We start from the raw sequence: 20,763 nt of genomic DNA on the forward strand, positions 1-20,763 counted from the left end.
GAAATATACGCGCAGCGTATAGTTCCAGGGGTATAGGAGGGTTCATGGGCGCCGACGTCGACATCGCACGGTCGATCGCTGCGTCACCGTTGCGTACAGCCCGCCTGAAAGACCTCCCTCCGCTCGTTCGGAACACGTGGCGAACCGTCGAGAGGTTGACGGACCGTGGCGCGCTGGTGCGACTGTCTCATGGTGTCTATACCGCTCCCCCCGATGGGGAAGACGGGCGTTCTTGGCGACCGTCGCTCGAGTCCACCGCCTTGGCTATCGCTGCGGCACGGGTGGGTGGCCGGTCGGCCGCCCTCATGGGAATAAGCGCGGCCCGTTACTGGGGTGTCCTTCCCCGAGCGATCGGTGTAGCAACCGTCGCGGTCGACCGGGGGAAGCACTCGGCCTTGGAACCGGATCACGGAGGAACCGTCCTCTTCGTCCCTCGGCATTTCGATCTGCTCGATCTCGTCTTGGAGCGCACGAGCCTTGGGCGTGGGCTCGTCACGACGCCGGCGCAGACGCTTTTCGATCTGCTTTCGCGGCGTCCCGCTGATGGCCTCGAGAAAGAGATCGATGGGGCAGTCGACACTCTGATCGCTCGGGTCGAGGTCCCCGATTACGCGGATGTCCTCGCGCGCTCTGCTCGCCCGGGCAACGCTGCTCGTGCCGCACTCGAACGCCTGCGAGAGAAGTATGAATGAGGCGCGCCCGACGTTCGGTGATCGTGGACCGACCGTCGGTGTCCTCGACGAGGAAGAGCGGCGCGCGGTTCAACGGCTCTTCGGCGTCGCCGCAGAGCAGGTGGCCCGAGATCATGTCGTCTCCCATGCGCTGGCGGCCATAGCCGAGCTGGGTCCGGACCATCAGTGCCTCGTGCGGGTCACGCCGGACGTGGCCGTTGCTGTCGTCGAGGCGGCGTTGGAATCCGCCGCCGGGGGAGCCGAGGCGCCCACGCGCGAGACCTGAGCGGTCAGGCGCCGGCGGCTCGGCCCATCTGCTGCTGCACCTCGCGGTGCAGGTCGACCAGGCTGCTCGCCTGGCCGCGGTCGTGGCGGCGTGCCCACTCGTCGAGGGTCGTGCGCATCTCGAGGCCGGCGAGACCGAGCGCGGCGCGCACGTCGAGGTCGGGGCGTTCGAGGCGCTCGGCGATCTCGGGGATGAAGCGGTCGGATGACGTGGCCTCGCGGCGCACGGCCGCACCCAGCAGCGCGGGCTCGTGGCCGATGAGTCGGCGCACGCGGAGGAACCTCTCGCGCGCCTGAGGATCGGCATCCAGACCGCGCAGCTCGCGCGCGAAGACGGCACGCAGCGCGGTCGTGAGTGCGGCGATGTCGTCGCCCGGCGCGCCGACGCCGGCGAGCGCCTCGGCGAAGCGGCCGTCGTCGATGAAGACGGCGTCTTCTTTCGTGCCGGCCAGGCGGAAGAACGTGCGGGGCGAGACGCCCGCGCGCGCGGCGATCTCGTCGACCGTGGTGCCGGTGACGCCCTTCTGCTCGAACAGGTCGAGGGCGGCCGCGCAGATCTCGACCGCCGTCTCGCGGCGGCGTCGGTCGCGCAGACCTCCACCCGCGGGGGCTGACAGGGGGCTCATGTCCGATACAGTAGTCGATGTCTTATTGGCAGTAGCTGCCAAGTTGTCTCTTCCTGCTCAGATTGGTCCTCCATGGTCTCCACCGGAACCGTCCCCACCGCCCCGCCCGGCGCCGGCGTCAAGCCCGCCGTGCGCCCCGGCGCCGTCATCGCGCTGCTCGTCGTCGCCGCCTTCGTCGTCATCCTGAACGAGACGATCATGGGCGTCGCCCTTCCCGAGCTCATGCGCGAGCTCGACATCACCGCCGCCTCCGCGCAGTGGCTGACCACGGCCTTCCTGCTGACGATGGCCGTCGTCATCCCCACGACCGGGTTCCTCATCCAGCGCTTCCCGCTTCGCACCCTGTTCTTCACCGCGATGGGGCTGTTCACCCTCGGCACCGTGATCGCCGCGATCGCCCCCGGTTTCGGCGTGCTGCTGCTGGGCCGCGTCGTCCAGGCGTCGGGAACCGCGATCATGATCCCGCTGCTGTTCACCACCGTTCTGAACGTCGTTCCCGCCCACCGTCGCGGACGCATGATGGGACTCATCTCGATCGTGATCTCGGTGGCCCCGGCCGTCGGTCCCACCGTCTCGGGTCTGATCCTGTCGGTCTTCCCGTGGCGGGCGATGTTCATCGTCATGATCCCGATCGCGCTGGTCGCGATCACCCTCGGCGCCCGGTGGGTGCAGAACCTCACCGACACGCGCCGCGTGACCCTCGACGTGCTCTCGGTCGTGCTGTCGGCCCTGGCTTTCGGCGGCATCATCTTCGGCCTGTCGAGCATCGGCGAAGCGGCGAGCGGTCACGAGATCGTCCCCGTCTGGATGCCGTTGGTCCTGGGCGCCGTCGCGCTCGTGGCGTTCATCGTGCGTCAGCTGCGCCTCGGCGCGACCGACCGTGTGCTGCTGAACCTCGGCGTCTTCCGGCACTCGACCTTCAGCGTCGCCGTGGTGCTGGTGGTCGTGGCGATGACGACGCTGTTCGGCGTGCTCATCCTGCTGCCGCTGTACCTGCAGAACGTGCTGGGCCTCGGGACCCTGCCCACCGGCCTCATGCTGCTGCCGGGCGGTCTGCTGATGGGGCTCATGGCCCCGCTCGTCGGCAACCTGTTCGACCGGTTCGGCGCGCGCCCGCTCGTGCTGCCGGGCGCGATCGTGGCCAGCGTCGCGCTCTGGGGCTTCGCGACCCTCTCGACCTCGACCCCCATCGGCTTCGTCATCGCCGTGCACTGCCTGCTGAGCCTGGGCCTGGCGTTCATGTTCACGCCGCTCATGACCGCGGCGCTCGGATCGCTCCCGCGCCGGCTCTACCCGCACGGCTCCGCGATCGTGTCGACCGTGCAGCAGCTCGCCGGCGCGGCGGGCACCGCGGTGTTCGTCACGCTCATGACCGTGGGTGCGGCGTCGGCCGTGGCCGACCGGGGCGCATCGGCCGTGGATGCCACGGCATCCGGCATCCACACCGCGTTCTTCGTCGCGGCGTGCCTGTCGCTGGCGGTCATCGTGCTGGCGGCGTTCGTGCGGACGCCGGCCCAGGTCGACGACGCCGAGGCGATGCCGGCGCACTGACGTCTGTACGCCGCTCCCGCGCGGGCCGTCCGACGGTGCGCGCGGGAGCGGCGTTTCGTCGTGCTCGGGCGGCGCGCCGACGCCCCCGTTACGGCACCCCCGTCGACGCCCGCGTCACCAGCTCGGGCGCGAACACCGTCTGCCGCGTCGGGCGGTCGGGGTCGTCGGCCTCGTCGAGCAGGATGCGCATCGCGGTGCCGCCGATGAGGGCGCTGGGCTGACGGACCGAGGTGAGGGGCACCGCCGCGGCGGCGGCGAACGGGATGTCGTCGAACCCCACCACGGCGATCTCGTCGGGGACGAGCATGCGGCCGTCGACGACGAGTCCCTGCAGGAGTCCCAGGGCGAGCAGGTCGTTCGCGGCGAACACCGCATCGGGTCGGTCCGGTCTGTCGCGGGCGAGCAGGCGTCGACCGGCGGCGACGCCCTCGTCGACGGTGAGCGCGTGCGTGGGAACGACTTCGAGACTCGCGCGATGCACGCTGTTCTCGACGGCGCTGCGGGCGCCGGCCAGGCGGTCGGTCACCTGCCGGATGTCGAAGGATCCGCCGACGAACGCGAGGTGGCGACGCCCGGTCGCGAGCAGGTGCTCGGCCGCGAGTCGGCCCCCGGCGACGCTGTCGACCGAGACCGACGAGAAGCGCGCGTCACCCGAGAATCGGTCGATGAGCACCGAGGGGATGCCGCGCGAGCGCAGCCGGGTGAGTCGGGCGGTGACGTCGCCGAACGGGGCGATGAGCAACCCCCGCACCATCTGCTGTTCGAAGAGGTCGATGTACAGCGTCTCGCGCGCGGCGTCTTCGTCGCTGTTGCCGTGCAGGAGCGCCAGGCCGCGCGCGGTGGCCTCGTTCTCGGCGCCGCCGACGACGTCGGCGAAGAAGGGATTGCGCCCGTCGAGGGCGACGAAGCCGACGGTGGTGCTGACGCCCGCGCGCAGTTGCCGGGCGGCGTCGTTGCGCACGTACCCGAGCTCTTCGATGGCGTGGTTCACCCGCTGGATCGAGGCGGCCGAGACGGCGTCGGGTCTGTTGAGCACGTTCGAGACGGTGCCCACCGAGACGCCGGCGAGGGTGGCGACGTCGCGGATGCTGATCGACACGGCGCCTCCTCACGTCACGATCCGGTCTCGGCGCGATCCCGACTTGACCGCGTCGTCGGGCTCACCCTACAGTGACTGGCATCCAATCTGAAACGATTCAGATTGTGCCGGGCAACCGGCTCCACCCTCGATGAGGAGGCCGCATGGCTGACGCGATGGACGCGACACCCGCCACGCCCCACCACGCCCTCGAGCTCCGGCGCGTGATGAAATCGTTCGGCCCCGTGGTTGCTCTGCGGTCGGGGAGCCTCACGCTCGACCGCGGATCGATCCACGCCCTGATCGGTGAGAACGGCGCGGGCAAGTCCACGCTCGTGAAGATCATCGCGGGGCTGTACCGCCGCGACGACGGCGACTTCCTGCTCGACGGCGAGAGCGTCGACTTCGCCAGCACGGCGCAGTCCAAGGCCGCCGGCATCGCCGTGATCTACCAGGAGCCCACGCTCTTCCCCGACCTGTCGGTCACCGAGAACATCTTCATGGGACGCCAGCCCACCGGGCGTCTGGGGCGCATCGACCGGGGGAAGATGCGCGACGAGGCGACCCGCATCTTCGCGCGTCTCGGTGTCTCGCTCGATCCCGACCGGGTGACCGAGGGGCTCTCGATCGCCGACCAGCAGATCATCGAGATCGCCAAGGCCATCTCGCTCGACGCCCGCGTGCTGATCATGGACGAGCCCACCGCCGCCCTCAGCGGCGTCGAGGTCGAGCGACTGTTCGCGGTCGCCCGCAGCCTCCGCGACGAGGGGCGCGCGCTGCTGTTCATCTCGCACCGCTTCGACGAGGTGTTCGCCCTCTGCGACACCGTCACCGTCATGCGCGACGGCGCGTACGTGCACACGACGTCGTTGGCCGACACCACGGTCGACGACCTCGTGCGCCAGATGGTGGGACGCGACGTCACCGAGCTGTTCCCCAAGCTGCCGTCCACCCCGGGCGAGGTCGTGCTCGAGGTCGAGGGGCTGACGCGCCGCGGAGTGTTCCGCGACGTGTCGTTCTCGCTGCGCGCCGGTGAGATCGTCGGTCTCGCGGGACTCGTCGGTGCGGGCCGCAGCGAGGTCGCCCGTGCGATCTTCGGCGTCGACACCTACGAATCGGGCACCGTGCGGCTGAGCGGTGCAGTGCTGCCGAAGGGAAGCGTCCGCCTCGCCACCGCGCGAGGCCTCGCCCTCGTCCCCGAGGATCGCCGCAAGCAGGGCCTCGTGCTCGACGAGGGGGTCTCGCGCAACATCACCCTCGCGATCCGGACGAAGCTCTCGCGATGGGGTCTGCTGCGCACCACCGACGAGAATCGCGCCGCCCGCGAGTGGGCGAGCCGGCTCGAGGTGAAGACCGCCGCTCTGGATGCCACCGCGGGAACGCTCAGCGGAGGCAACCAGCAGAAGGTCGTCATCGGCAAGTGGCTCGCCACCCAGCCGCGCGTGCTCATCGTCGACGAGCCGACCCGCGGCATCGACGTGGGCACCAAGTCGGAGGTGCACAGGTTGCTCTCCGAACTCGCCCAGCAGGGGCTCGCGATCCTCATGATCTCCAGCGAGCTACCCGAGGTCCTCGGAATGGCCGACCGCGTGCTCGTCATGCGCGAGGGGCGTCTGACGGGCGAGTTCTCGCGAGCGGATGCCACCCCCGAAACCATCATGTTCGCCGCGACCGCCGATGTGGAGGCCACCTCGTGAGCACCGCCACCCCCGTCCGCCCGGGCACGAGCCCCGCGGCACGACTCGTCTCGCACGTCGCCACGGCGCGCGAGAGCGGCATCGTGCTCGCGCTCGTGCTGATCGTCGTCGTCGCGACGGTGAACAACCCCACCTTCCTCTTCTCTCCCGACGGCTTCCGCGACCTGCTGCTGACCCCCTCGCTGCTGCTGCTCGTGGCCGTCGGCCAGGCGATCGTCATCATCACGCGCAACGTCGACCTCTCGGTCGGCTCCGTCGTCGGCATCACCGCGTACCTCACCGGCCGGCTCTTCATCGACGTGCCGGGACTCCCGCTCGTCGTGGTGTTCCTCGCGGGCATCGTGGTCGGCGGCATCCTCGGATTCGTCAACGGGGCGCTGGTCGCCTACGCCAAGGTCCCCGCCCTGGTCATCACGCTCGGCACGATGTACATCTACCGCGGCCTCAACGTCGCCTGGGCGGGAAGCAACCGCGTCAACGCCGGCGACCTGCCCGCGGACTTCCGGGGACTCGGGACCGGGCAGATCCTCGGCATCCCGCTGCTGACGATCCTCGCCGTGATCGTGCTGATCGCCGCCGCCTGGTACCTGCGCAACCTGCGCAGCGGTCGCGAGCTCTACGCCCTCGGGTCCGACCCGGCGGCCGCCCACCTCTACGGACTCAAGGTCAACCGCCGCATCATCGGCGCCTTCGTCACGAGCGGTGCCCTGGCGGGACTCGCGGGGGTGCTGTACGCCGCGCGCTACGGCACCGTCGCCTCGAACGCCGGCTTCGGCTGGGAACTGCAGGCCATCGGCGCGGCCGTGATCGGCGGCGTCGCCATCTCGGGCGGCGTGGGAACGGTCTGGGGCGCCGCGATCGGCGCCTACCTGCTGCTCACGATCAACCGCGCGCTGCCGATCCTCGGCATCGACGACTTCTGGCAGCGGGCCGTCGTGGGTGCGCTCATCCTCGGCGCCATCGTGCTCGACCGTGTGCTCGCGGTCCGCCAGTCCCGCACGCTCACCGCACAGAGGGAGACGGGTCGATGACCTCCACCACCGTCGACGACCGCGCGCGCACCTACCGCGCGCACGCCCGCCCGTTCTGGCGTCGGGCCCTGCTCACCCGCGAGGCTGCCATCATCGGCATCCTGCTGCTGGTCATCGTCGTGTCGATCGCGACCGTGCGCAACTTCGACAGCCCACTGACGGTCACGTATCTGCTGCGCGACATCGCCCCGATCCTGCTCATCGCCCTGCCGATGACGCTCATCATCATCACCGAAGAGATCGACCTGTCGGTCGCGAGCATCGTCGGACTCTCGAGCGTCACGGTGGGGGTGCTCACCCAGGCCGGTTGGCCGTTCGAGATCGCCGCCCTCGCCGCGATCGTGGTGGGCCTCGTCGCCGGGGCGATCAACGGCTTCCTCGTCACCGTCGTGGGGCTCCCCTCGCTCGCGGTGACGATCGGAACCCTGGCCCTGTTCCGCGGCATCGCGGTGGGGCTCTTGGGCACCGAGGCCGTCACCGAGTTCCCCGAGACGTGGACCGACCTCGCCAAAGCCAACATCCCGGGCACGCCGCTGCCGCTGATCATGGTGCCCTTCGCGGTGCTCGCCATCGTGTTCGCGGTGCTGCTGCACCTCACCCCGTTCGGCCGCTCGCTGTACGCGATCGGCCTGAACAAGGAAGCGGCGCAGTTCTCGGGCATCGACGTCGCCCGCACCAAGTTCCTGCTGTTCGTGCTGAGCGGCGCGGTGTCGGGCTTCGCCGGGGTGTACTTCACCCTGCTCTACAGCAACGCCCGCGGCGAGAACGCCATGGGAATGGAGCTGCAGATCATCGCGGCGGTGCTGCTGGGCGGCGTGTCGATCTTCGGCGGTCGCGGAGCCCTGCACGGCGTGATCGCGGGCGTGCTGCTCATCGGCACCCTGGGCAGCGCCCTGCGCCTGGCCGGAGTCACCAGCGACATCATCAACGTCATCACCGGAGCCCTCCTCGTGCTCTCGGTGGTGTCCGCCAGTTTTCTCGCCTGGCTGCAATCTCGACGCGCAACCGCGCTCGGCAAGAGGAAGGGGTCACGCTCGACCGCTCCGGCGTCGACCGCCTGACCCGCACACCACCCGCGCCACACATCTGCACAACGGAAGGAAACAACGATGTTCGCATTCACTCGCAAGACCCGCGTCGGCACCGCTGCCGCCGCCCTCGCCCTGGCGGTCACCCTCGTCGCCACCGGCTGCTCCGGCGGCAGCGGCGGAGGATCCACCGGCGGAGGGGATGGCGGAAACCTGGCCATCACCTTCTTGCCGAAGAACCTCGGCAACCCGTACTTCGAGACCTCGAACAAGGGCGGCGAAGAAGCCATCGGCGAGTTCGGCGGCACCTTCGAACAGGTCGGCCCCAGCGAGGCGACCCCGACCTCGCAGGTGCAGTACATCCAGACCGCGGCCCAGCAGGGCGTGGGGGGCCTGGTCATCTCGGCCAACGACCCCTCGGCGATCTGCGATGCGCTCGACGAGGCCCGCAGCGCCGGCGTGAAGGTCGTCACCTTCGACTCCGACACCGACGCCGAGTGCCGCGACCTCTTCATCAACCAGGCCACGGCCGAGGGCATCGCCAAGGTGCAGGTCGACCTGATCGCCGAGCAGATCGGTGACTCCGGTCAGGTGGCCGTGCTGTCGGCGGCCGCGAACGCCACGAACCAGAACGCCTGGATCGAGCTGATGAAGACCGACCTCGCCGCCAACCACCCGAACATCGAGCTCGTCGACGTCGTCTACGGCGACGACGACGACCAGACCTCGTTCGACCGCACCGCAGCGCTGCTCCAGACCTACCCGAACCTCAAGGGCATCGTCTCGCCGACCACCGTGGGCATCGCCGCGGCCGGCCGGTACCTGTCGACCTCGGAGTACAAGGGCAAGGTCGCGCTCACCGGCCTCGGCACTCCCAACCAGCTGCGCGAGTACGTGCAGGACGGCACCATCACCGCGTTCGCGCTGTGGAACCCCGCCGACCTCGGCTACCTCTCGGCGTTCGCGACGAAGGCGCTGATCGACGGGCAGATCACCGGCGCCGAGGGCGACACGTTCGAAGCCGGCAAGCTCGGCGAGTTCACCGTCGGCGCCGACGCGACGGTGCTGCTGGGCGACCCGTACGTGTTCGATTCGGCGAACATCGCGGACTTCGACTTCTGATCCGAAGCCCCGCACCGGCCCCGGCCGCCCTCGTGGCGGTCGGGGCCTCGGTCGTTCGCGGCGTGGCGCGCGTGGCACCGGGGGAGACGAGCGCGGCGCCCGTCGCACCGGGGATCGGCGGGCACGAGCCCGCCTCTGGCGCTCAGCGGCCCACGAATCCCATGTGCTGCGCGTTGTAGCGGTCGCCGTGCACGCCGATGCGACGGGCCAGGCCGTCGAGGTCGGCCCTGTCGTCCGCCGAGAGGGCGATCTCGCTCGAGCGGGCATTCTCGTGGATCCGCTCGGTGCGCCGCGTTCCGGGGATGGGGGCGATGTGCGCCCCCTGGGCGAGCAGCCACGCGAGGGCGATCTGCCCGGGCGTGCACTCCTTCCGCGCGGCGAGCTCGCGCACGTGCGCGACGAGCGCCTGGTTCGCGGCGAGGTTGTCGGCCTCGAAGCGGGGGACGCGCGTACGGATGTCGCCGTCGCTGAACGTCGTCGAGGTGTCGACGGTGCCCGTGAGGAAGCCCTTGCCCAGCGGGCTGAAGGGCACGAACCCGATGCCGAGCTCGGCGAGGGTGGGGAGGATCTCGGCCTCGGGGTCTCGCGTCCACAGCGAGTACTCGCTCTGCAGCGCCGTCACCGGGAACGTCTCGTGGGCGGCGCGGACGGTGGCCGCCGAGGCTTCGGACAAGCCGAAATGGCGGACCTTGCCGGCGGCGACGAGTTCTCCGACCGTTCCCGCGACGTCTTCGATCGGGACGTCGGGGTCGACGCGGTGCTGGTAGAAGAGGTCGATCACGTCGGTGCGCAGGCGGGTGAGCGAGGCGTCCGCCACCCGTCGGATCTGCTCGGGGCGGCTGTCGAGCCCGGCCATCGCCCCCTCGCGGATGTCCCACCCGAACTTGGTGGCGATGACGACCTGATCGCGGATCGGCTCCAGTGCCTCGCCGACCAGCTCTTCGTTGTCGTAGGGGCCGTAGACCTCCGCCGTGTCGAAGAAGGTGACGCCCGCATCGAGAGCCGACCGGAGCACCGCGATCATCTCGTCGCGGTCGCCGGGGTTCGGGCCGTACGACTGCGACATCCCCATGCAGCCGAGCCCGACCGCCGAGACCTCGAGGCCCTGTCCCAGAGTCCGTGTGTGCATGCTGTCACTCCTCCCGCGCCGCCGCGGCGGCATCGTGTGCGAGTCCACCCCGGGACTCGGCGTCGGTCGTCGACGGACAGGCGGCGCTCAGCCGCATCCGCCCGGAACTGCTCGACTCCGGTACGGCGACGCGGACCCCGCGCCCGTCGGCCCTGTCGTCCATGCGGTCGACGCTACGCCCGAACCTGGCCGACAGGGACGCCCCGTCAGTACACCCCTCACCGGCGATTCCCTCGCCCGCGGCACCGCGAAGGGGCGGGCACGCGTCGAGGCGGCGACGGCCCGGCGGTCGAGAAGGCCGCAGCATCCGGCGACTAACCGCTCGACGCCCGCACGATCAGCTCGGGACGGAACCTCACCTGGCGCTCGGCGGGGTCGAGCTCGCCGTCGAGCTGACGCAGCAGCAGGTCGACGGCCGTGGAACCCAGCGCCTCGGCGGGCTGACGCACCGAGGTGAGCGGCACGACGGTGGCGGCGGCGAAGTCGATGTCGTCGTAGCCGACGAGAGCGATGTCGTCGGGCACGCGGATGTCGCCGAGCATCGTGAGGGCCTGCAGCACGCCGACGGCGAGCAGGTCGTTGGCGGCGAAGACGGCGTCAGGGCGGTCGGCGCGCTCGCGCACGCGCTCACCCGCGGCGCGGCCGGCGAGCACGGTCATGGCATCGGCCTCGATCACCTCGAGCTCGGCGCCGTCGACCTCGGCGACCGCGCGGCGGGCTCCGGCGAGGCGATCGGCGACCTGGCGCGTGGTCAGGGGACCGGCGACGAAGGCGATCCGGCGGCGTCCCCGTGCGAGCAGATGCGCGACGGCCAGGTGGCCGCCCTCGACGTCGTCGACCGAGACGGCGCAGACGTCGGAGCCGTGCATCTGCTCGTCGACGAGCACGACGGGGATGCCGGCGGCCGCCAGGCGTTCGACGACGTCGCCGTCGGCGTCGGCGGGGGTGAGCAGCACCCCGGCCACCCGTTGCTCTCGGAACTGGTCGAGGTAGAGACGCTCGTGGTCGGGGTCGGCGCCGCTGGAGCCGAGCAGCACGACGTAGCCGTCGTCGGCGGCGCGGGCTTCGGCGCCGCGGGCGACGGCGGCGAAGAAGGGGTTGCCGGCGTCGAGCACGATGAGCGCGATGCTGCGGCTGCGACCGGCGCGTAGCTGGCGGGCGGCGTCGTTGCGCACGTACCCGAGGGCGTCGATGGCCGCGCGCACGCGCTCGGCGGCGGCGGCCGACACCGTGGCCCGACCGTTGAGGACGTTCGACACGGTGCCCACCGAGACCCCCGCGCGCGCCGCGACGTCCGTGATCTTGACCGCCATGATCCGACGACGATATCGCACGCGCACACCCGCTGTGCTATCGTGCGATGAAACGATTCATTCTCGAGGAAGAGAACCCGCCCCATGTCCGCACAGACCACGCGCGTCTGCTTCGAACTCCGCGTCCGGCCCGAGCTGATCGACGAGTACGTCGCACGGCACACGCCCGTGCCGACCGAGATGCTCGACGAGATCGCCGCGGCCGGGCGACGCAACTACTCGCTGTTCCTCGGCGAGCACGGGCGGCTCATCGGCTACTACGAGACCGACGACGACGCGGCCGCCCAGGCGTACCTGGCCGCCTCGCCGATCGCGGCCGCGTGGGAGGCCGAGATGGCCCCGTTCTTCCTCGGCCTCGAGGGTCGTCCCGACCAGGCCGCCACCGCCCTCACCGAGGTCTTCCACCTCGCCGACCAGCTCGCATACGCGGGAAGGAACCCGTCATGACCACTCTCGGCCCCGAGATCCTCTCCGCCCTCGAACAGCAGGCGATCGAGCTGCCCTCCTGGGCGTTCGGCAACTCCGGCACCCGCTTCCGCGTGTTCCCGACGCCGGGCACCCCGCGCGACGCGTTCGAGAAGATCGCCGATGCCGCCGAGGTCCACCGCCTCACCGCCCTCGCGCCGAGCGTGGCCCTGCACATCCCGTGGGACCTGGTCGACGACTTCGGGGCGCTGCGCCGCCACGCCGACGACCTGGGCGTGCGCCTCGGCACGATCAACTCGAACACCTTCCAGGACGAGGACTACAAGTTCGGCGCCCTCACGCACCACGACGACGCCATCCGTCGGAAGGCCATCGACCACCACCTCGCGTGCATCGACGTGATGGATGCCACGGGCTCGCGCGATCTGAAGATCTGGCTCGCCGAGGGCTCCAACTACCCCGGGCAGAACGACATGCGCGGTCGCCAGGACCGCCTGCAGGACTCGCTGCAGCAGATTTACGCCCGCCTCGGCGACGACCAGCGCCTGGTGCTGGAGTACAAGTTCTTCGAGCCGTCGTTCTACCACACCGACGTCCCCGACTGGGGAACGTCGTACGCGCAGGTGGCGTCGCTCGGAGACAAGGCGATGGTCTGCCTCGACACCGGGCATCACGCGCCCGGCACCAACATCGAGTTCATCGTCATGCAGCTGCTGCGCCTCGGAAAGCTCGGCTCGTTCGACTTCAACTCGCGCTTCTACGCCGACGACGACCTCATCGTCGGATCGGCCGACCCGTTCCAGCTGTTCCGCATCCTCACCGAGGTCGTCCGCGGCGGGGGCCTGAACAACCCCGACGTGGCGTTCATGCTCGATCAGTGCCACAACATCGAGGACAAGATCCCCGGCCAGATCCGCTCGGTGCTCAACGTGCAGGAGATGACGGCGCGCGCGCTGCTCGTCGACCGTGACGCTCTGGCCGCCGCGCAGCAGGCGAACGACGTGCTCGGCGCCAACGCCGTGCTCATGGACGCGTTCTACACCGACGTGCGCCCGGCGCTCGCCGAGTGGCGGGAATCGCGCGGCCTCCCCGCCGACCCCATGGCGGCCTTCGCCGCCTCGGGCCACCTCGCCCGCCTCGCCGACGAGCGCGCGGGCGGCACCCAGGCCGGCTGGGGCGCCTGACCCGCCCCGCGGGGGCGACGCCCGCATCGCCCCGGCGCTTCTTCTCGCGCGGCCCGTCGTGCCGCCGTCCACCCCTTCGAATCCCGTGAGGACCGTCATGACCCGCTCCACCGCCGCCGACCTCGTCGCCCGCAGCAACCGCCTCGGCTCCGACCCGAAGGTCACCAACTACGCCGGCGGCAACACCTCCGCCAAGGGCACCGACATCGACCCCGTCACGGGTGAGCCGGTGGAGCTGCTGTGGGTCAAGGGCTCGGGGGGCGACCTCGGCACCCTGACCGAGAAGGGGCTGGCCGTGCTGCGGCTCGACCGCATGCGTGCGCTCGTCGAGGTGTACCCCGGCGTCGAGCGCGAAGACGAGATGGTCGCCGCCTTCGACTACTGCCTGCACGGCAAGGGCGGGGCCGCGCCCTCGATCGACACCGCCATGCACGGACTCGTGGATGCCGCGCACGTCGACCACCTGCACCCCGACGCCGGCATCGCGATCGCCACCGCCGCCGACGGCGAGGAACTGACCACGCGGATCTTCGGCGACGCGGTCGTGTGGGTGCCGTGGCGTCGCCCGGGCTTCCAGCTCGGACTCGACATCGCGGCCATCAAGGCGAAGAACCCGCAGGCGATCGGCACGATCCTCGGCGGGCACGGCATCACGGCCTGGGGCGACACGTCGGAGGAGGCCGAGCGCAACAGCCTCTGGATCATCGACACCGCCCAGGCCTACATCGACCAGCACGGGGTCGCCGAGCCGTTCGGCGGCGTGCGTGACGGCTTCTCGGCGCTCCCCGAGGCCGAACGGCGCGCGAAGGCGGCAGCCCTGGCTCCGACCATCCGTGGTCTGGCCTCGACCGACAAGCCGATGGTCGGCCACTTCACCGATGCCGACGTCGTGCTCGAGTTCCTGGCATCCGAGAAGGCTCCCGCCCTGGCCGCGCTCGGCACGAGCTGCCCCGACCACTTCCTGCGCACCAAGGTCAAGCCGCTGATCCTCGACGTGCCCGCCGACGCCTCCGTCGAGGACTCGATCGCGCGTCTGCGCGAGCTGCACGCCGCCTATCGCGCCGACTACCAGGCGTACTACGACGCTCACGCCGACGCCGACAGCCCCGCGATCCGCGGCGCCGACCCGCTCATCGTGCTCGTGCCGGGCGTGGGCATGTTCTCGTACGGTGCGAACAAGCAGACCGCGCGGGTGGCGGGCGAGTTCTACGTCAACGCCATCAACGTCATGCGCGGGGCCGAGGCCCTCTCGACGTACGCGCCGATCTCGGATGCCGAGAAGTTCCGCATCGAGTACTGGGCGCTGGAAGAGGCCAAGCTGCTGCGCGCACCGAAGCCCAAGACCCACCAGGGTCGCGTCGCGTTCGTCACGGGTGCGGCATCCGGGATCGGCAAGGCCATCGCGACCCGTCTGGCGGCCGAGGGCGCGTGCGTCGTCGTCGCCGACCTCGACCTCGAGAAGGCACGAGCGGTCGCCGCGGAACTCGGATCGAGCGACGTCGCCATCGGCGTAGCGGCGAACGTGGCGGATGCCGCGGGCGTGCAGGCCGCGATCGACGCCACCGTCCTCGCCTTCGGCGGTGTCGACCTCGTCGTCAACAACGCCGGGCTGTCGCTGTCGAAGCCGCTGCTGGAGACCACCGAGAAGGACTGGGACCTGCAGCACGACGTCATGGCGAAGGGCTCGTTCCTCGTGTCGAAGGCGGCGGCGAGAGCCCTGATCGCGCAGGGGATGGGCGGCGACGTCATCTACATCTCGTCGAAGAACTCCGTGTTCGCCGGCCCCAACAACATCGCCTACTCGGCCACGAAGGCCGACCAGGCGCACCAGGTGCGCCTGCTCGCGGTCGAGCTCGGCGAATACGGCGTGCGCGTCAACGGCATCAACCCCGACGGCGTCGTGCGCGGCTCCGGCATCTTCGCCGCGGGCTGGGGCGCCAACCGCGCCGCGACCTACGGCGTCGACGAGAAGGACCTCGGGCAGTTCTACGCCAACCGCACGATCCTCAAGCGCGAGGTCGTCCCCGAGAACGTCGCCGACGCGGTGTACGTGCTCACCGGTCCCGAGCTCACGCGCACGACCGGACTGCACGTCCCGGTCGACTCCGGCGTCGCCGCGGCGTTCCTGCGATGAGTCGCCCCCGCGCGGTCGCGGCCGTCGACCTCGGCGCCACCAGCGGCCGCGTGATGATCGGCCGCGTCGGCGAGGGCACTCTCGCACTCGAGCAGGTCGCCCGCTTCGCCAACGGCCCGGTGCAACGCGCCGACGGCTGGCACTGGGACATCGACGCGCTCTGGGAGCACGTGCGCGCGGGACTCGCCGAGGCGCTGCGCCGCGAACCCGCGATCGAGAGCATCGGCATCGATTCGTGGGCGGTCGACTACGGGCTGCTGCGCGACGGCGAACTGCTCGCCGAGCCGTTCCACTACCGCGACGAGCGCACGGCGCGCGGCGTCGACCTCGTGCACGCCACGGTGCCGTTCGACGAGCTGTACCGCCGCGCCGGCCTGCAGTTCCTGCCCTTCAACACCGTGTACCAGTACGCCGCCGACGCGCGTCTCGCCGAGGCCGAGACGAGCCTGCTCGTCCCCGACCTGCTCGCCCACCGGCTGACCGGGCACGCCGTCGCCGAGCGCACGAACGCCTCGACCACGGGACTGCTCGACGTGCACACGGGGGAGTGGGACACCGCGCTCGCCGAGGCTCTCGGCATCCCGGTGCGCGTGCTGCCGCCGCTCGTCGATCCGGGCGACACGATCGGCACGACCTCCGACGCCCTGGGCGCGCGGCCCGTGATCGCCGTCGGGTCGCACGACACGGCCTCGGCCATCGTGGCGGTGCCGCTGTCGAGCCCGAACGCGGCCTACATCTCGTGCGGCACGTGGGGCCTGGTGGGCCTGGAGCTCGACGCCCCGATCGTGACGGATGCCGCCCGCGCGGCGAACTTCACCAACGAGGGCGGGGTCGACGGGCGCGTGCGGTTCCTGCACAACGTCACCGGACTCTGGCTGCTGAGCGAGACGGTGCGCGCGTGGTCGGAGGCCGACGGTGCCCCCGTCGATCTGCCGTCGCTGCTGGAGGCCGCGTCGGCGGCGCCGGAGCCCCCGCACCTGTTCGACGCGAACGACCCGTCGTTGGCCGCCCCCGGCGACATGCCGACGCGTATCGCGGCTCTGCTCGGGGACGAGGTCCCGGGTATCGACGGGCGTCCGGCCTTCGCGCGGGCGATCGTCGAGAGCATCGCCGAGGCCTTCGCGGCGGCCCTGCGCACCGCGGGAGAGCTCGCCGATCGGCGCATCGACGTCGTGCACCTGGTCGGGGGCGGGGCCATGAACGCCCTGCTCTGCCAGGCCACGGCCGACCGCTCGGGACGCGTCGTGCTGGCGGGGCCGGTCGAGGCGACCGCCCTCGGCAACGTGCTCGTGCAGGCCCGCGCGCTCGGTGTCTTCGGCCGTGGCGCCTCGCTCGAAGACCTGCGTGCGCGGGTGGCCGAGGCGTTCCCGCCGCGGCGTTTCGATCCGCGTTCCTGACCCCCCTCCCGGCGACGTCCGGTTGGCCCTAGTATGTGGTCAGACCACACGAAGGAGAGCATTCCCATGGTTCAGCGACAGCTGCCGAAGGTCGGCGAGCTCCTCGAGCTCATGCAGTTCAAGAAGCCCGAGCTCGATGCGCGCAAACGGCGTCTCGACGCGGCGCTGACGATCGACGACCTGCGCTCGATCGCGAAGCGGCGCACGCCCAAGGCGGCCTTCGACTACACCGACGGGGCGGCCGAGGGCGAGCTCTCGCTCGACCGCGCGCGCCGCGCCTTCGAAGACGTGGAGTTCCACCCCGACATCCTGCGCCCGGCCGCGCACGTCGACACCTCGTGCCAGATCCTCGGCGGCCCGTCCGCTCTGCCGTTCGGCATCGCCCCCACCGGCTTCACGCGTCTCATGCAGACCGAGGGCGAGACGGCCGGTGCGTCCGCGGCGGCGGCGGCCGGCATCCCCTTCACCCTGTCGACGCTCGGCACGACCTCGATCGAGGGTGTCAAAGCGGCCAACCCCGTCGGGCGCAACTGGTTCCAGCTGTACGTGATGAAGGACCGCGCCATCTCGTACGGCCTCGTCGAGCGGGCCGCGGCGGCGGGCTTCGACACGCTGCAGTTCACCGTCGACACCCCGATCGCCGGCGCCCGCCTGCGCGACAAGCGCAACGGGTTCTCGATCCCCCCGCAGCTGACGGTGGGCACGATCGTCAACGCCATTCCGCGGCCGTGGTGGTGGGTCGACTTCCTCACCACGCCCAAGCTCGAGTTCGCCTCGCTCAGCACCACCGGCGGCACCGTCGGCGAGCTGCTGAACGCGGCCATGGACCCGACCATCAGCTACGACGACCTCGACATCATTCGCGCCATGTGGCCGGGCAAGCTCGTGGTCAAGGGCGTGCAGAACGTCACCGACGCCGCCCGCCTGGTCGACCTGGGCGTCGACGGCATCGTGCTGTCGAACCACGGTGGACGCCAGCTCGACCGCGCGCCCATCCCCTTCCGCCTGCTGCCGCAGGTGGTGCGCGAGGTGGGCAAGGACGCCACGGTCATGGTCGACACCGGCATCATGAACGGCGCCGACATCGTGGCATCCATCGCCCTGGGCGCGAAGTTCACGCTCATCGGGCGCGCGTACCTGTACGGCCTCATGGCCGGGGGGCGCCAGGGCGTCGATCGCACGATCGAGATCCTGCGCAGCGAGATCGAGCGCACGATGACGCTGCTCGGCGTCTCGTCGCTCGACGAGCTCGAGCCGCGCCACGTCACGCAGCTCACGCGCCTGGTGCCCGTCGCCGGTCAGGGGAGCGACGCGCGGGTGTGATCCGCGGGTGCGACCCGTGGGCCCGGGTCAGCGGGCGGGCGCCAACAGGCCGCCCAGCGCCCCGAGCACGTCGGCCAGGGGCATCGACGGCTCGAGCAGCCACTGCACCTGCAGGCCGTCGGAGGCGGCGATGAGCAGGGCGGCGACCTGGTCGGGGTCGAGGTCGGCGCGCACGAGTCCCTCGGCCTGTTCGCTGCGGAGGCGCGCGGCGAGCTCCCCGCGCAGGCGCGCGAAGCGCTCGGTGAAGTAGGCGCGGGCCGTCGCGCTGTCGTCCTTCAGCGAGGCGGCGACGAGCGTGGTGTACAGCTCGACGAGGCCGGGCACCGAGGTGTTGTGGGCGGCGGCGTCGGTCAGCGATGACAGCGCGGTGGCGTCGGGTGCCGGGGGAGTCTGGCGGTTGGCGTGGTCGTACACGGCGACGAGCAGTTGCTCGCGCGAGTCGAAGTAGTGCAGCAGGGCCGCGTGCGAGACGCCCAGGGCGCGCGCGATGCTGCGCAGCGACGCCCCCTCGGCGCCGCGTTCGGCGAAGACGCCGATGGCGCGGTCGAGGATCTCCTGCCGCCGTGCGACACCCTTCGAGTACGCGCCGGAGCGGCCGAGGCGATCGTCGGCGGCGTGGGCGGCGCCGTCGCCCGCCGGGTCGACCGGGTCGCCGACGTCGGGGGTCTCGTCTTCGCGCCGCATCCCGTCAGTGTAGACCGCTGAAAAGTGACCACTGGATGGTTTAATGGTAGCGTTCCCACCGGCGCCGGACACCCGCGCCGTTCGACGACGAACAAGGAAGGCCCGATGTCGCTCCCCACCTCTTCCGTCCAGCTCTACACGCTGGTCGACGAATTCCGTGCCGATCCGGCTCGCTCGCTCGATCGCCTCGCCGCGATCGGCCTGCGCCACGTCGAGGCCTTCGACTTCGTGAGCCGCCCCGCCGAGATCCGCGCGGCTCTGGATGCCAGCGGGCTCACCGCCCCGACCGGGCACGCGCCCCTGCTGTCGACCGAGCTGTGGACTCCCCACGGTTCCATCCCCACGCCCGAGCCCGAGGCCGTGCTGGCGGCGGCGGCGACCCTGGGGCTGAGCACCGTGATCGACCCCTTCGTCGAGCCCGCGCGCTGGGCGACCGTCGACGGCGTCGCCGAGATCGCCGATCGTCTCAACGCCGTCGCCGATCTGGCGGCCGGCTACGGACTCACCGTGGGGTACCACAACCACGCGCAGGAGTTCCTCATCGACATCGACGGCGCGAGCGCGCTCGAGTACGTCGTGGCCCACACCGACGAGCGCGTCGCCGTGGAGCTCGACCTGTTCTGGGCGCTCACCGGCGGCCAGGACGTGCCCGCCCTCGTGCAGCGTCTCGGTTCGCGTCTGCTCGCCGTGCACGTCAAGGACGGCTTCGTCCCGGCCGAGAACCCCTTCGCCCCCGACGTCGACCGTGCCGTCACCCGTCACCTCGACCAGCGCCGTCCGGGCGAGGGCGAGGTTCCGCTCGTCGAGGCGATGCGGGCGACGGATGCCGTGCGGTGGGCCGTCATCGAGTACGACCAGTCGCCCGGCGACGTGTTCGACGACATCGCCGCCAGCCACGCGTTCCTGCTCGAGAACGGCCTCGCGGCATGAGCGGGCCCGTGGGGGTCGGCATCATCGGAGCCGGCGTCATCAGCGACACCTACCTGAGCAACCTCACGGCGTTCCCCGACGTCGAGGTGCTCATCGTCGCCGACCTGGACCCGGAGCGCGCGCGGTCGCGCGCCGAGCAGTACGGCGTGCCCGCGTGGGGCACGGCCGACGACGTGCTCGCCCACCCCGACGTGCAGCTCGTCGTGAACCTCACCGTCCCGGCCGTTCACGTCGAGGTCTCGTCCGCCGCGATCGCCGCGGGCAAGCACGTGTGGACCGAGAAGCCGCTGGGGCTCGACCGCGAGAGCACCGCGCAGCTGCTCCGCGATGCCGAGGCTGCGGGGCTGCGCATCGGCTCCGCCCCCGACACCCTCCTGGGCCCGGGGTTCCAGTCGGCCAAGCGCGCCATCCTCGAGGGGGCGATCGGAGAACCCCTGTTCGCTCAGGCGTCGTTCCAGACGCAGGGGCCCGACCTCTGGCATCCGGGGCCGCAGTTCCTCTTCGCGCGCGGCGCGGGACCGCTGCTCGACATGGGGCCGTACTACGTCAGCGCGCTGGTCAGCCTGCTGGGACCGGTCGACCGGGTGGCCGCGGTAGGCACGCGCCCGCGGCGGCAGCGCCGCATCCACACCGGGCCCGCCGCCGGCGACGTGTTCGACGTCGAGGTCGCCACCACCGTGCAGCTCATCGCCGCGTTCGAGGGCGGTCAGCAGGCGCAGGGGCAGTTCAGCTTCGACTCGGCGCTCGAGCGCGCGGGCGTGCTCGAGATCCACGGCACCGAGGGCACGCTGGTGCTGCCCGACCCGAACCACTTCGAGGGCGAGATCGCCCGCATCGAACCGCTCGGGGTGCTGCTCGACGACGACAGGCCGGAGCAACCGCGGATCGCGGTGCCGCAGGAGGGCGTCGTCGTCGGGCGCGGGCTCGGGGTGCTCGACATGGTGCGGGCTATCGCCGAAGAGCGCCCCCACGTGGCGACCGGCGAGCTCGGACACCACGTGCTCGACGTGCTGCTCTCGGCCGAGGAGTCGGTGGCGGGAGCGGGCTTCGTGCCGGTGCGGAGCTCGCTGAGCGGGCCCGTGCCGGCGGTGCCGCGCGACTTCGACCCGTTCGCCCGCACCCTCTGAGTCGCACCCCGGCCGCCGACGGGCGGC

The 20,763-nt window shown here is 71.1% G+C and carries 19 protein-coding genes; 14 read left to right on the forward strand and 5 right to left on the reverse strand.

All coding sequences use genetic code 11. The annotated features are described in order from the left end of the window. Window positions 1-44: 44 nt before the first annotated feature. The gene (locus ASG45_RS16090; RefSeq protein ID WP_156459347.1) at window positions 45-692 is read left to right on the forward strand and encodes a hypothetical protein; all 648 of its coding nucleotides are present in this window, start codon (window positions 45-47) and stop codon (window positions 690-692) included. Beyond that, window positions 685-957 carry a hypothetical protein gene (locus ASG45_RS03550; protein ID WP_156459348.1) on the forward strand — a complete coding sequence of 91 codons (273 nt, stop codon included), beginning with the start codon at window positions 685-687 and terminating at the stop codon, window positions 955-957. Before ASG45_RS16090 ends, ASG45_RS03550 begins: the two co-directional genes overlap by 8 nt. A 4-nt stretch (window positions 958-961) precedes the next feature. Here ASG45_RS03550 and ASG45_RS03555 read toward each other — a convergent pair whose 3' ends face one another. After that, window positions 962-1,582, reverse strand: coding sequence for a TetR/AcrR family transcriptional regulator (locus ASG45_RS03555; RefSeq protein WP_055832857.1), 621 nt, complete (start codon window positions 1,580-1,582; stop codon window positions 962-964). 72 nt (window positions 1,583-1,654) lie between these two features. On the opposite strand from ASG45_RS03555, the gene ASG45_RS03560 reads away from it, so the two are divergent. Next, window positions 1,655-3,133: an MDR family MFS transporter gene (locus ASG45_RS03560; protein ID WP_055832858.1), complete on the forward strand. Its 1,479-nt coding sequence runs from the start codon at window positions 1,655-1,657 to the stop codon at window positions 3,131-3,133. Window positions 3,134-3,221: 88 nt separating this feature from the next. On the opposite strand, the gene ASG45_RS03565 is transcribed toward ASG45_RS03560, so the two are convergent. Next, window positions 3,222-4,232: a LacI family DNA-binding transcriptional regulator gene (locus ASG45_RS03565; protein ID WP_055832859.1), complete on the reverse strand. Its 1,011-nt coding sequence runs from the start codon at window positions 4,230-4,232 to the stop codon at window positions 3,222-3,224. Window positions 4,233-4,375: 143 nt separating this feature from the next. Between ASG45_RS03565 and ASG45_RS03570 the strand changes: the two genes are divergently transcribed. From ASG45_RS03570 to rhaS, 4 genes are read left to right on the forward strand one after another with little or no spacing between them, the layout of a single operon-like run. Continuing rightward, a complete protein-coding gene (locus tag ASG45_RS03570) occupies window positions 4,376-5,908 on the forward strand; it encodes a sugar ABC transporter ATP-binding protein (protein ID WP_156459349.1) in 1,533 nt (510 codons plus the stop codon). Next, window positions 5,905-6,939 (forward strand): ABC transporter permease, encoded by a 1,035-nt coding sequence (locus tag ASG45_RS03575; protein ID WP_055832860.1) that lies wholly within the window; start codon window positions 5,905-5,907, stop codon window positions 6,937-6,939. Before ASG45_RS03570 ends, ASG45_RS03575 begins: the two co-directional genes overlap by 4 nt. Beyond that, window positions 6,936-8,000 carry an ABC transporter permease gene (locus tag ASG45_RS03580; RefSeq protein WP_055832861.1) on the forward strand — a complete coding sequence of 355 codons (1,065 nt, stop codon included), beginning with the start codon at window positions 6,936-6,938 and terminating at the stop codon, window positions 7,998-8,000. The genes ASG45_RS03575 and ASG45_RS03580 overlap by 4 nt, the downstream gene beginning before the upstream one ends. 48 nt (window positions 8,001-8,048) lie before the next feature. Further along, window positions 8,049-9,089 (forward strand): rhamnose ABC transporter substrate-binding protein, encoded by a 1,041-nt coding sequence (rhaS, locus tag ASG45_RS03585; protein WP_055832862.1) that lies wholly within the window; start codon window positions 8,049-8,051, stop codon window positions 9,087-9,089. 142 nt (window positions 9,090-9,231) lie between these two features. On the opposite strand, the gene ASG45_RS03590 is transcribed toward rhaS, so the two are convergent. Both ASG45_RS03590 and ASG45_RS03595 read right to left on the reverse strand, forming a co-directional pair. Then, a complete protein-coding gene (locus ASG45_RS03590) occupies window positions 9,232-10,218 on the reverse strand; it encodes an aldo/keto reductase (RefSeq protein ID WP_055832863.1) in 987 nt (328 codons plus the stop codon). A gap of 314 nt (window positions 10,219-10,532) precedes the next feature. Further along, the gene (locus ASG45_RS03595; protein WP_055832864.1) at window positions 10,533-11,531 is read right to left on the reverse strand and encodes a LacI family DNA-binding transcriptional regulator; all 999 of its coding nucleotides are present in this window, start codon (window positions 11,529-11,531) and stop codon (window positions 10,533-10,535) included. Window positions 11,532-11,615: 84 nt separating this feature from the next. Here ASG45_RS03595 and ASG45_RS03600 point away from each other — a divergent pair, with 84 nt between their 5' ends. The 5 genes from ASG45_RS03600 (at window position 11,616) to ASG45_RS03620 (ending at window position 17,995) form a co-directional block, all read left to right on the forward strand. Continuing rightward, a complete protein-coding gene (locus ASG45_RS03600) occupies window positions 11,616-11,978 on the forward strand; it encodes an L-rhamnose mutarotase (protein WP_055832865.1) in 363 nt (120 codons plus the stop codon). Next, window positions 11,975-13,141: an L-rhamnose isomerase gene (gene rhaI, locus ASG45_RS03605; protein ID WP_055832866.1), complete on the forward strand. Its 1,167-nt coding sequence runs from the start codon at window positions 11,975-11,977 to the stop codon at window positions 13,139-13,141. The genes ASG45_RS03600 and rhaI overlap by 4 nt, the downstream gene beginning before the upstream one ends. 97 nt (window positions 13,142-13,238) lie before the next feature. Further along, window positions 13,239-15,275, forward strand: coding sequence for a bifunctional rhamnulose-1-phosphate aldolase/short-chain dehydrogenase (locus tag ASG45_RS03610; protein WP_055832867.1), 2,037 nt, complete (start codon window positions 13,239-13,241; stop codon window positions 15,273-15,275). Beyond that, window positions 15,272-16,672, forward strand: a complete 1,401-nt coding sequence (locus ASG45_RS03615; RefSeq protein WP_055832868.1) for a rhamnulokinase — start codon at window positions 15,272-15,274, stop codon at window positions 16,670-16,672. Before ASG45_RS03610 ends, ASG45_RS03615 begins: the two co-directional genes overlap by 4 nt. A 66-nt stretch (window positions 16,673-16,738) precedes the next feature. Further along, window positions 16,739-17,995 (forward strand): alpha-hydroxy acid oxidase, encoded by a 1,257-nt coding sequence (locus ASG45_RS03620; protein WP_055832869.1) that lies wholly within the window; start codon window positions 16,739-16,741, stop codon window positions 17,993-17,995. Between the two features lie 27 nt (window positions 17,996-18,022). Here ASG45_RS03620 and ASG45_RS03625 read toward each other — a convergent pair whose 3' ends face one another. Next, window positions 18,023-18,679 (reverse strand): TetR/AcrR family transcriptional regulator, encoded by a 657-nt coding sequence (locus ASG45_RS03625; RefSeq protein WP_055832870.1) that lies wholly within the window; start codon window positions 18,677-18,679, stop codon window positions 18,023-18,025. A gap of 105 nt (window positions 18,680-18,784) precedes the next feature. Here ASG45_RS03625 and ASG45_RS03630 point away from each other — a divergent pair, with 105 nt between their 5' ends. Together ASG45_RS03630 and ASG45_RS03635 are read left to right on the forward strand one after the other, a co-directional pair. After that, window positions 18,785-19,609 (forward strand): sugar phosphate isomerase/epimerase family protein, encoded by an 825-nt coding sequence (locus ASG45_RS03630; protein WP_055832871.1) that lies wholly within the window; start codon window positions 18,785-18,787, stop codon window positions 19,607-19,609. Next, entirely contained in the window at window positions 19,606-20,736 is a 1,131-nt protein-coding gene (locus ASG45_RS03635) for a Gfo/Idh/MocA family protein (protein ID WP_055832872.1), read from the forward strand. The genes ASG45_RS03630 and ASG45_RS03635 overlap by 4 nt, the downstream gene beginning before the upstream one ends. Window positions 20,737-20,763: the final 27 nt, after the last annotated feature.

Source organism: Microbacterium sp. Leaf436 (assembly GCF_001424715.1).
In the GTDB taxonomy this organism is placed as follows: domain Bacteria; phylum Actinomycetota; class Actinomycetes; order Actinomycetales; family Microbacteriaceae; genus Microbacterium.

Coding starts and splice junctions, on each gene's coding strand:
- ASG45_RS03600 (WP_055832865.1), top strand. CDS start 11,616: ATGTCCGCACAGACCACGCGCGTCTGCTTCGAACTCCGCGTCCGGCCC.
- ASG45_RS03570 (WP_156459349.1), top strand. CDS start 4,376: ATGGCTGACGCGATGGACGCGACACCCGCCACGCCCCACCACGCCCTC.
- ASG45_RS03550 (WP_156459348.1), top strand. CDS start 685: ATGAATGAGGCGCGCCCGACGTTCGGTGATCGTGGACCGACCGTCGGT.
- rhaI (WP_055832866.1), top strand. CDS start 11,975: ATGACCACTCTCGGCCCCGAGATCCTCTCCGCCCTCGAACAGCAGGCG.
- ASG45_RS03555 (WP_055832857.1), bottom strand. CDS start 1,582: ATGAGCCCCCTGTCAGCCCCCGCGGGTGGAGGTCTGCGCGACCGACGC.
- ASG45_RS03560 (WP_055832858.1), top strand. CDS start 1,655: ATGGTCTCCACCGGAACCGTCCCCACCGCCCCGCCCGGCGCCGGCGTC.
- ASG45_RS03590 (WP_055832863.1), bottom strand. CDS start 10,218: ATGCACACACGGACTCTGGGACAGGGCCTCGAGGTCTCGGCGGTCGGG.
- ASG45_RS03595 (WP_055832864.1), bottom strand. CDS start 11,531: ATGGCGGTCAAGATCACGGACGTCGCGGCGCGCGCGGGGGTCTCGGTG.
- ASG45_RS03620 (WP_055832869.1), top strand. CDS start 16,739: ATGGTTCAGCGACAGCTGCCGAAGGTCGGCGAGCTCCTCGAGCTCATG.
- ASG45_RS03615 (WP_055832868.1), top strand. CDS start 15,272: ATGAGTCGCCCCCGCGCGGTCGCGGCCGTCGACCTCGGCGCCACCAGC.
- ASG45_RS16090 (WP_156459347.1), top strand. CDS start 45: ATGGGCGCCGACGTCGACATCGCACGGTCGATCGCTGCGTCACCGTTG.
- ASG45_RS03610 (WP_055832867.1), top strand. CDS start 13,239: ATGACCCGCTCCACCGCCGCCGACCTCGTCGCCCGCAGCAACCGCCTC.
- ASG45_RS03635 (WP_055832872.1), top strand. CDS start 19,606: ATGAGCGGGCCCGTGGGGGTCGGCATCATCGGAGCCGGCGTCATCAGC.
- rhaS (WP_055832862.1), top strand. CDS start 8,049: ATGTTCGCATTCACTCGCAAGACCCGCGTCGGCACCGCTGCCGCCGCC.
- ASG45_RS03625 (WP_055832870.1), bottom strand. CDS start 18,679: ATGCGGCGCGAAGACGAGACCCCCGACGTCGGCGACCCGGTCGACCCG.
- ASG45_RS03580 (WP_055832861.1), top strand. CDS start 6,936: ATGACCTCCACCACCGTCGACGACCGCGCGCGCACCTACCGCGCGCAC.
- ASG45_RS03630 (WP_055832871.1), top strand. CDS start 18,785: ATGTCGCTCCCCACCTCTTCCGTCCAGCTCTACACGCTGGTCGACGAA.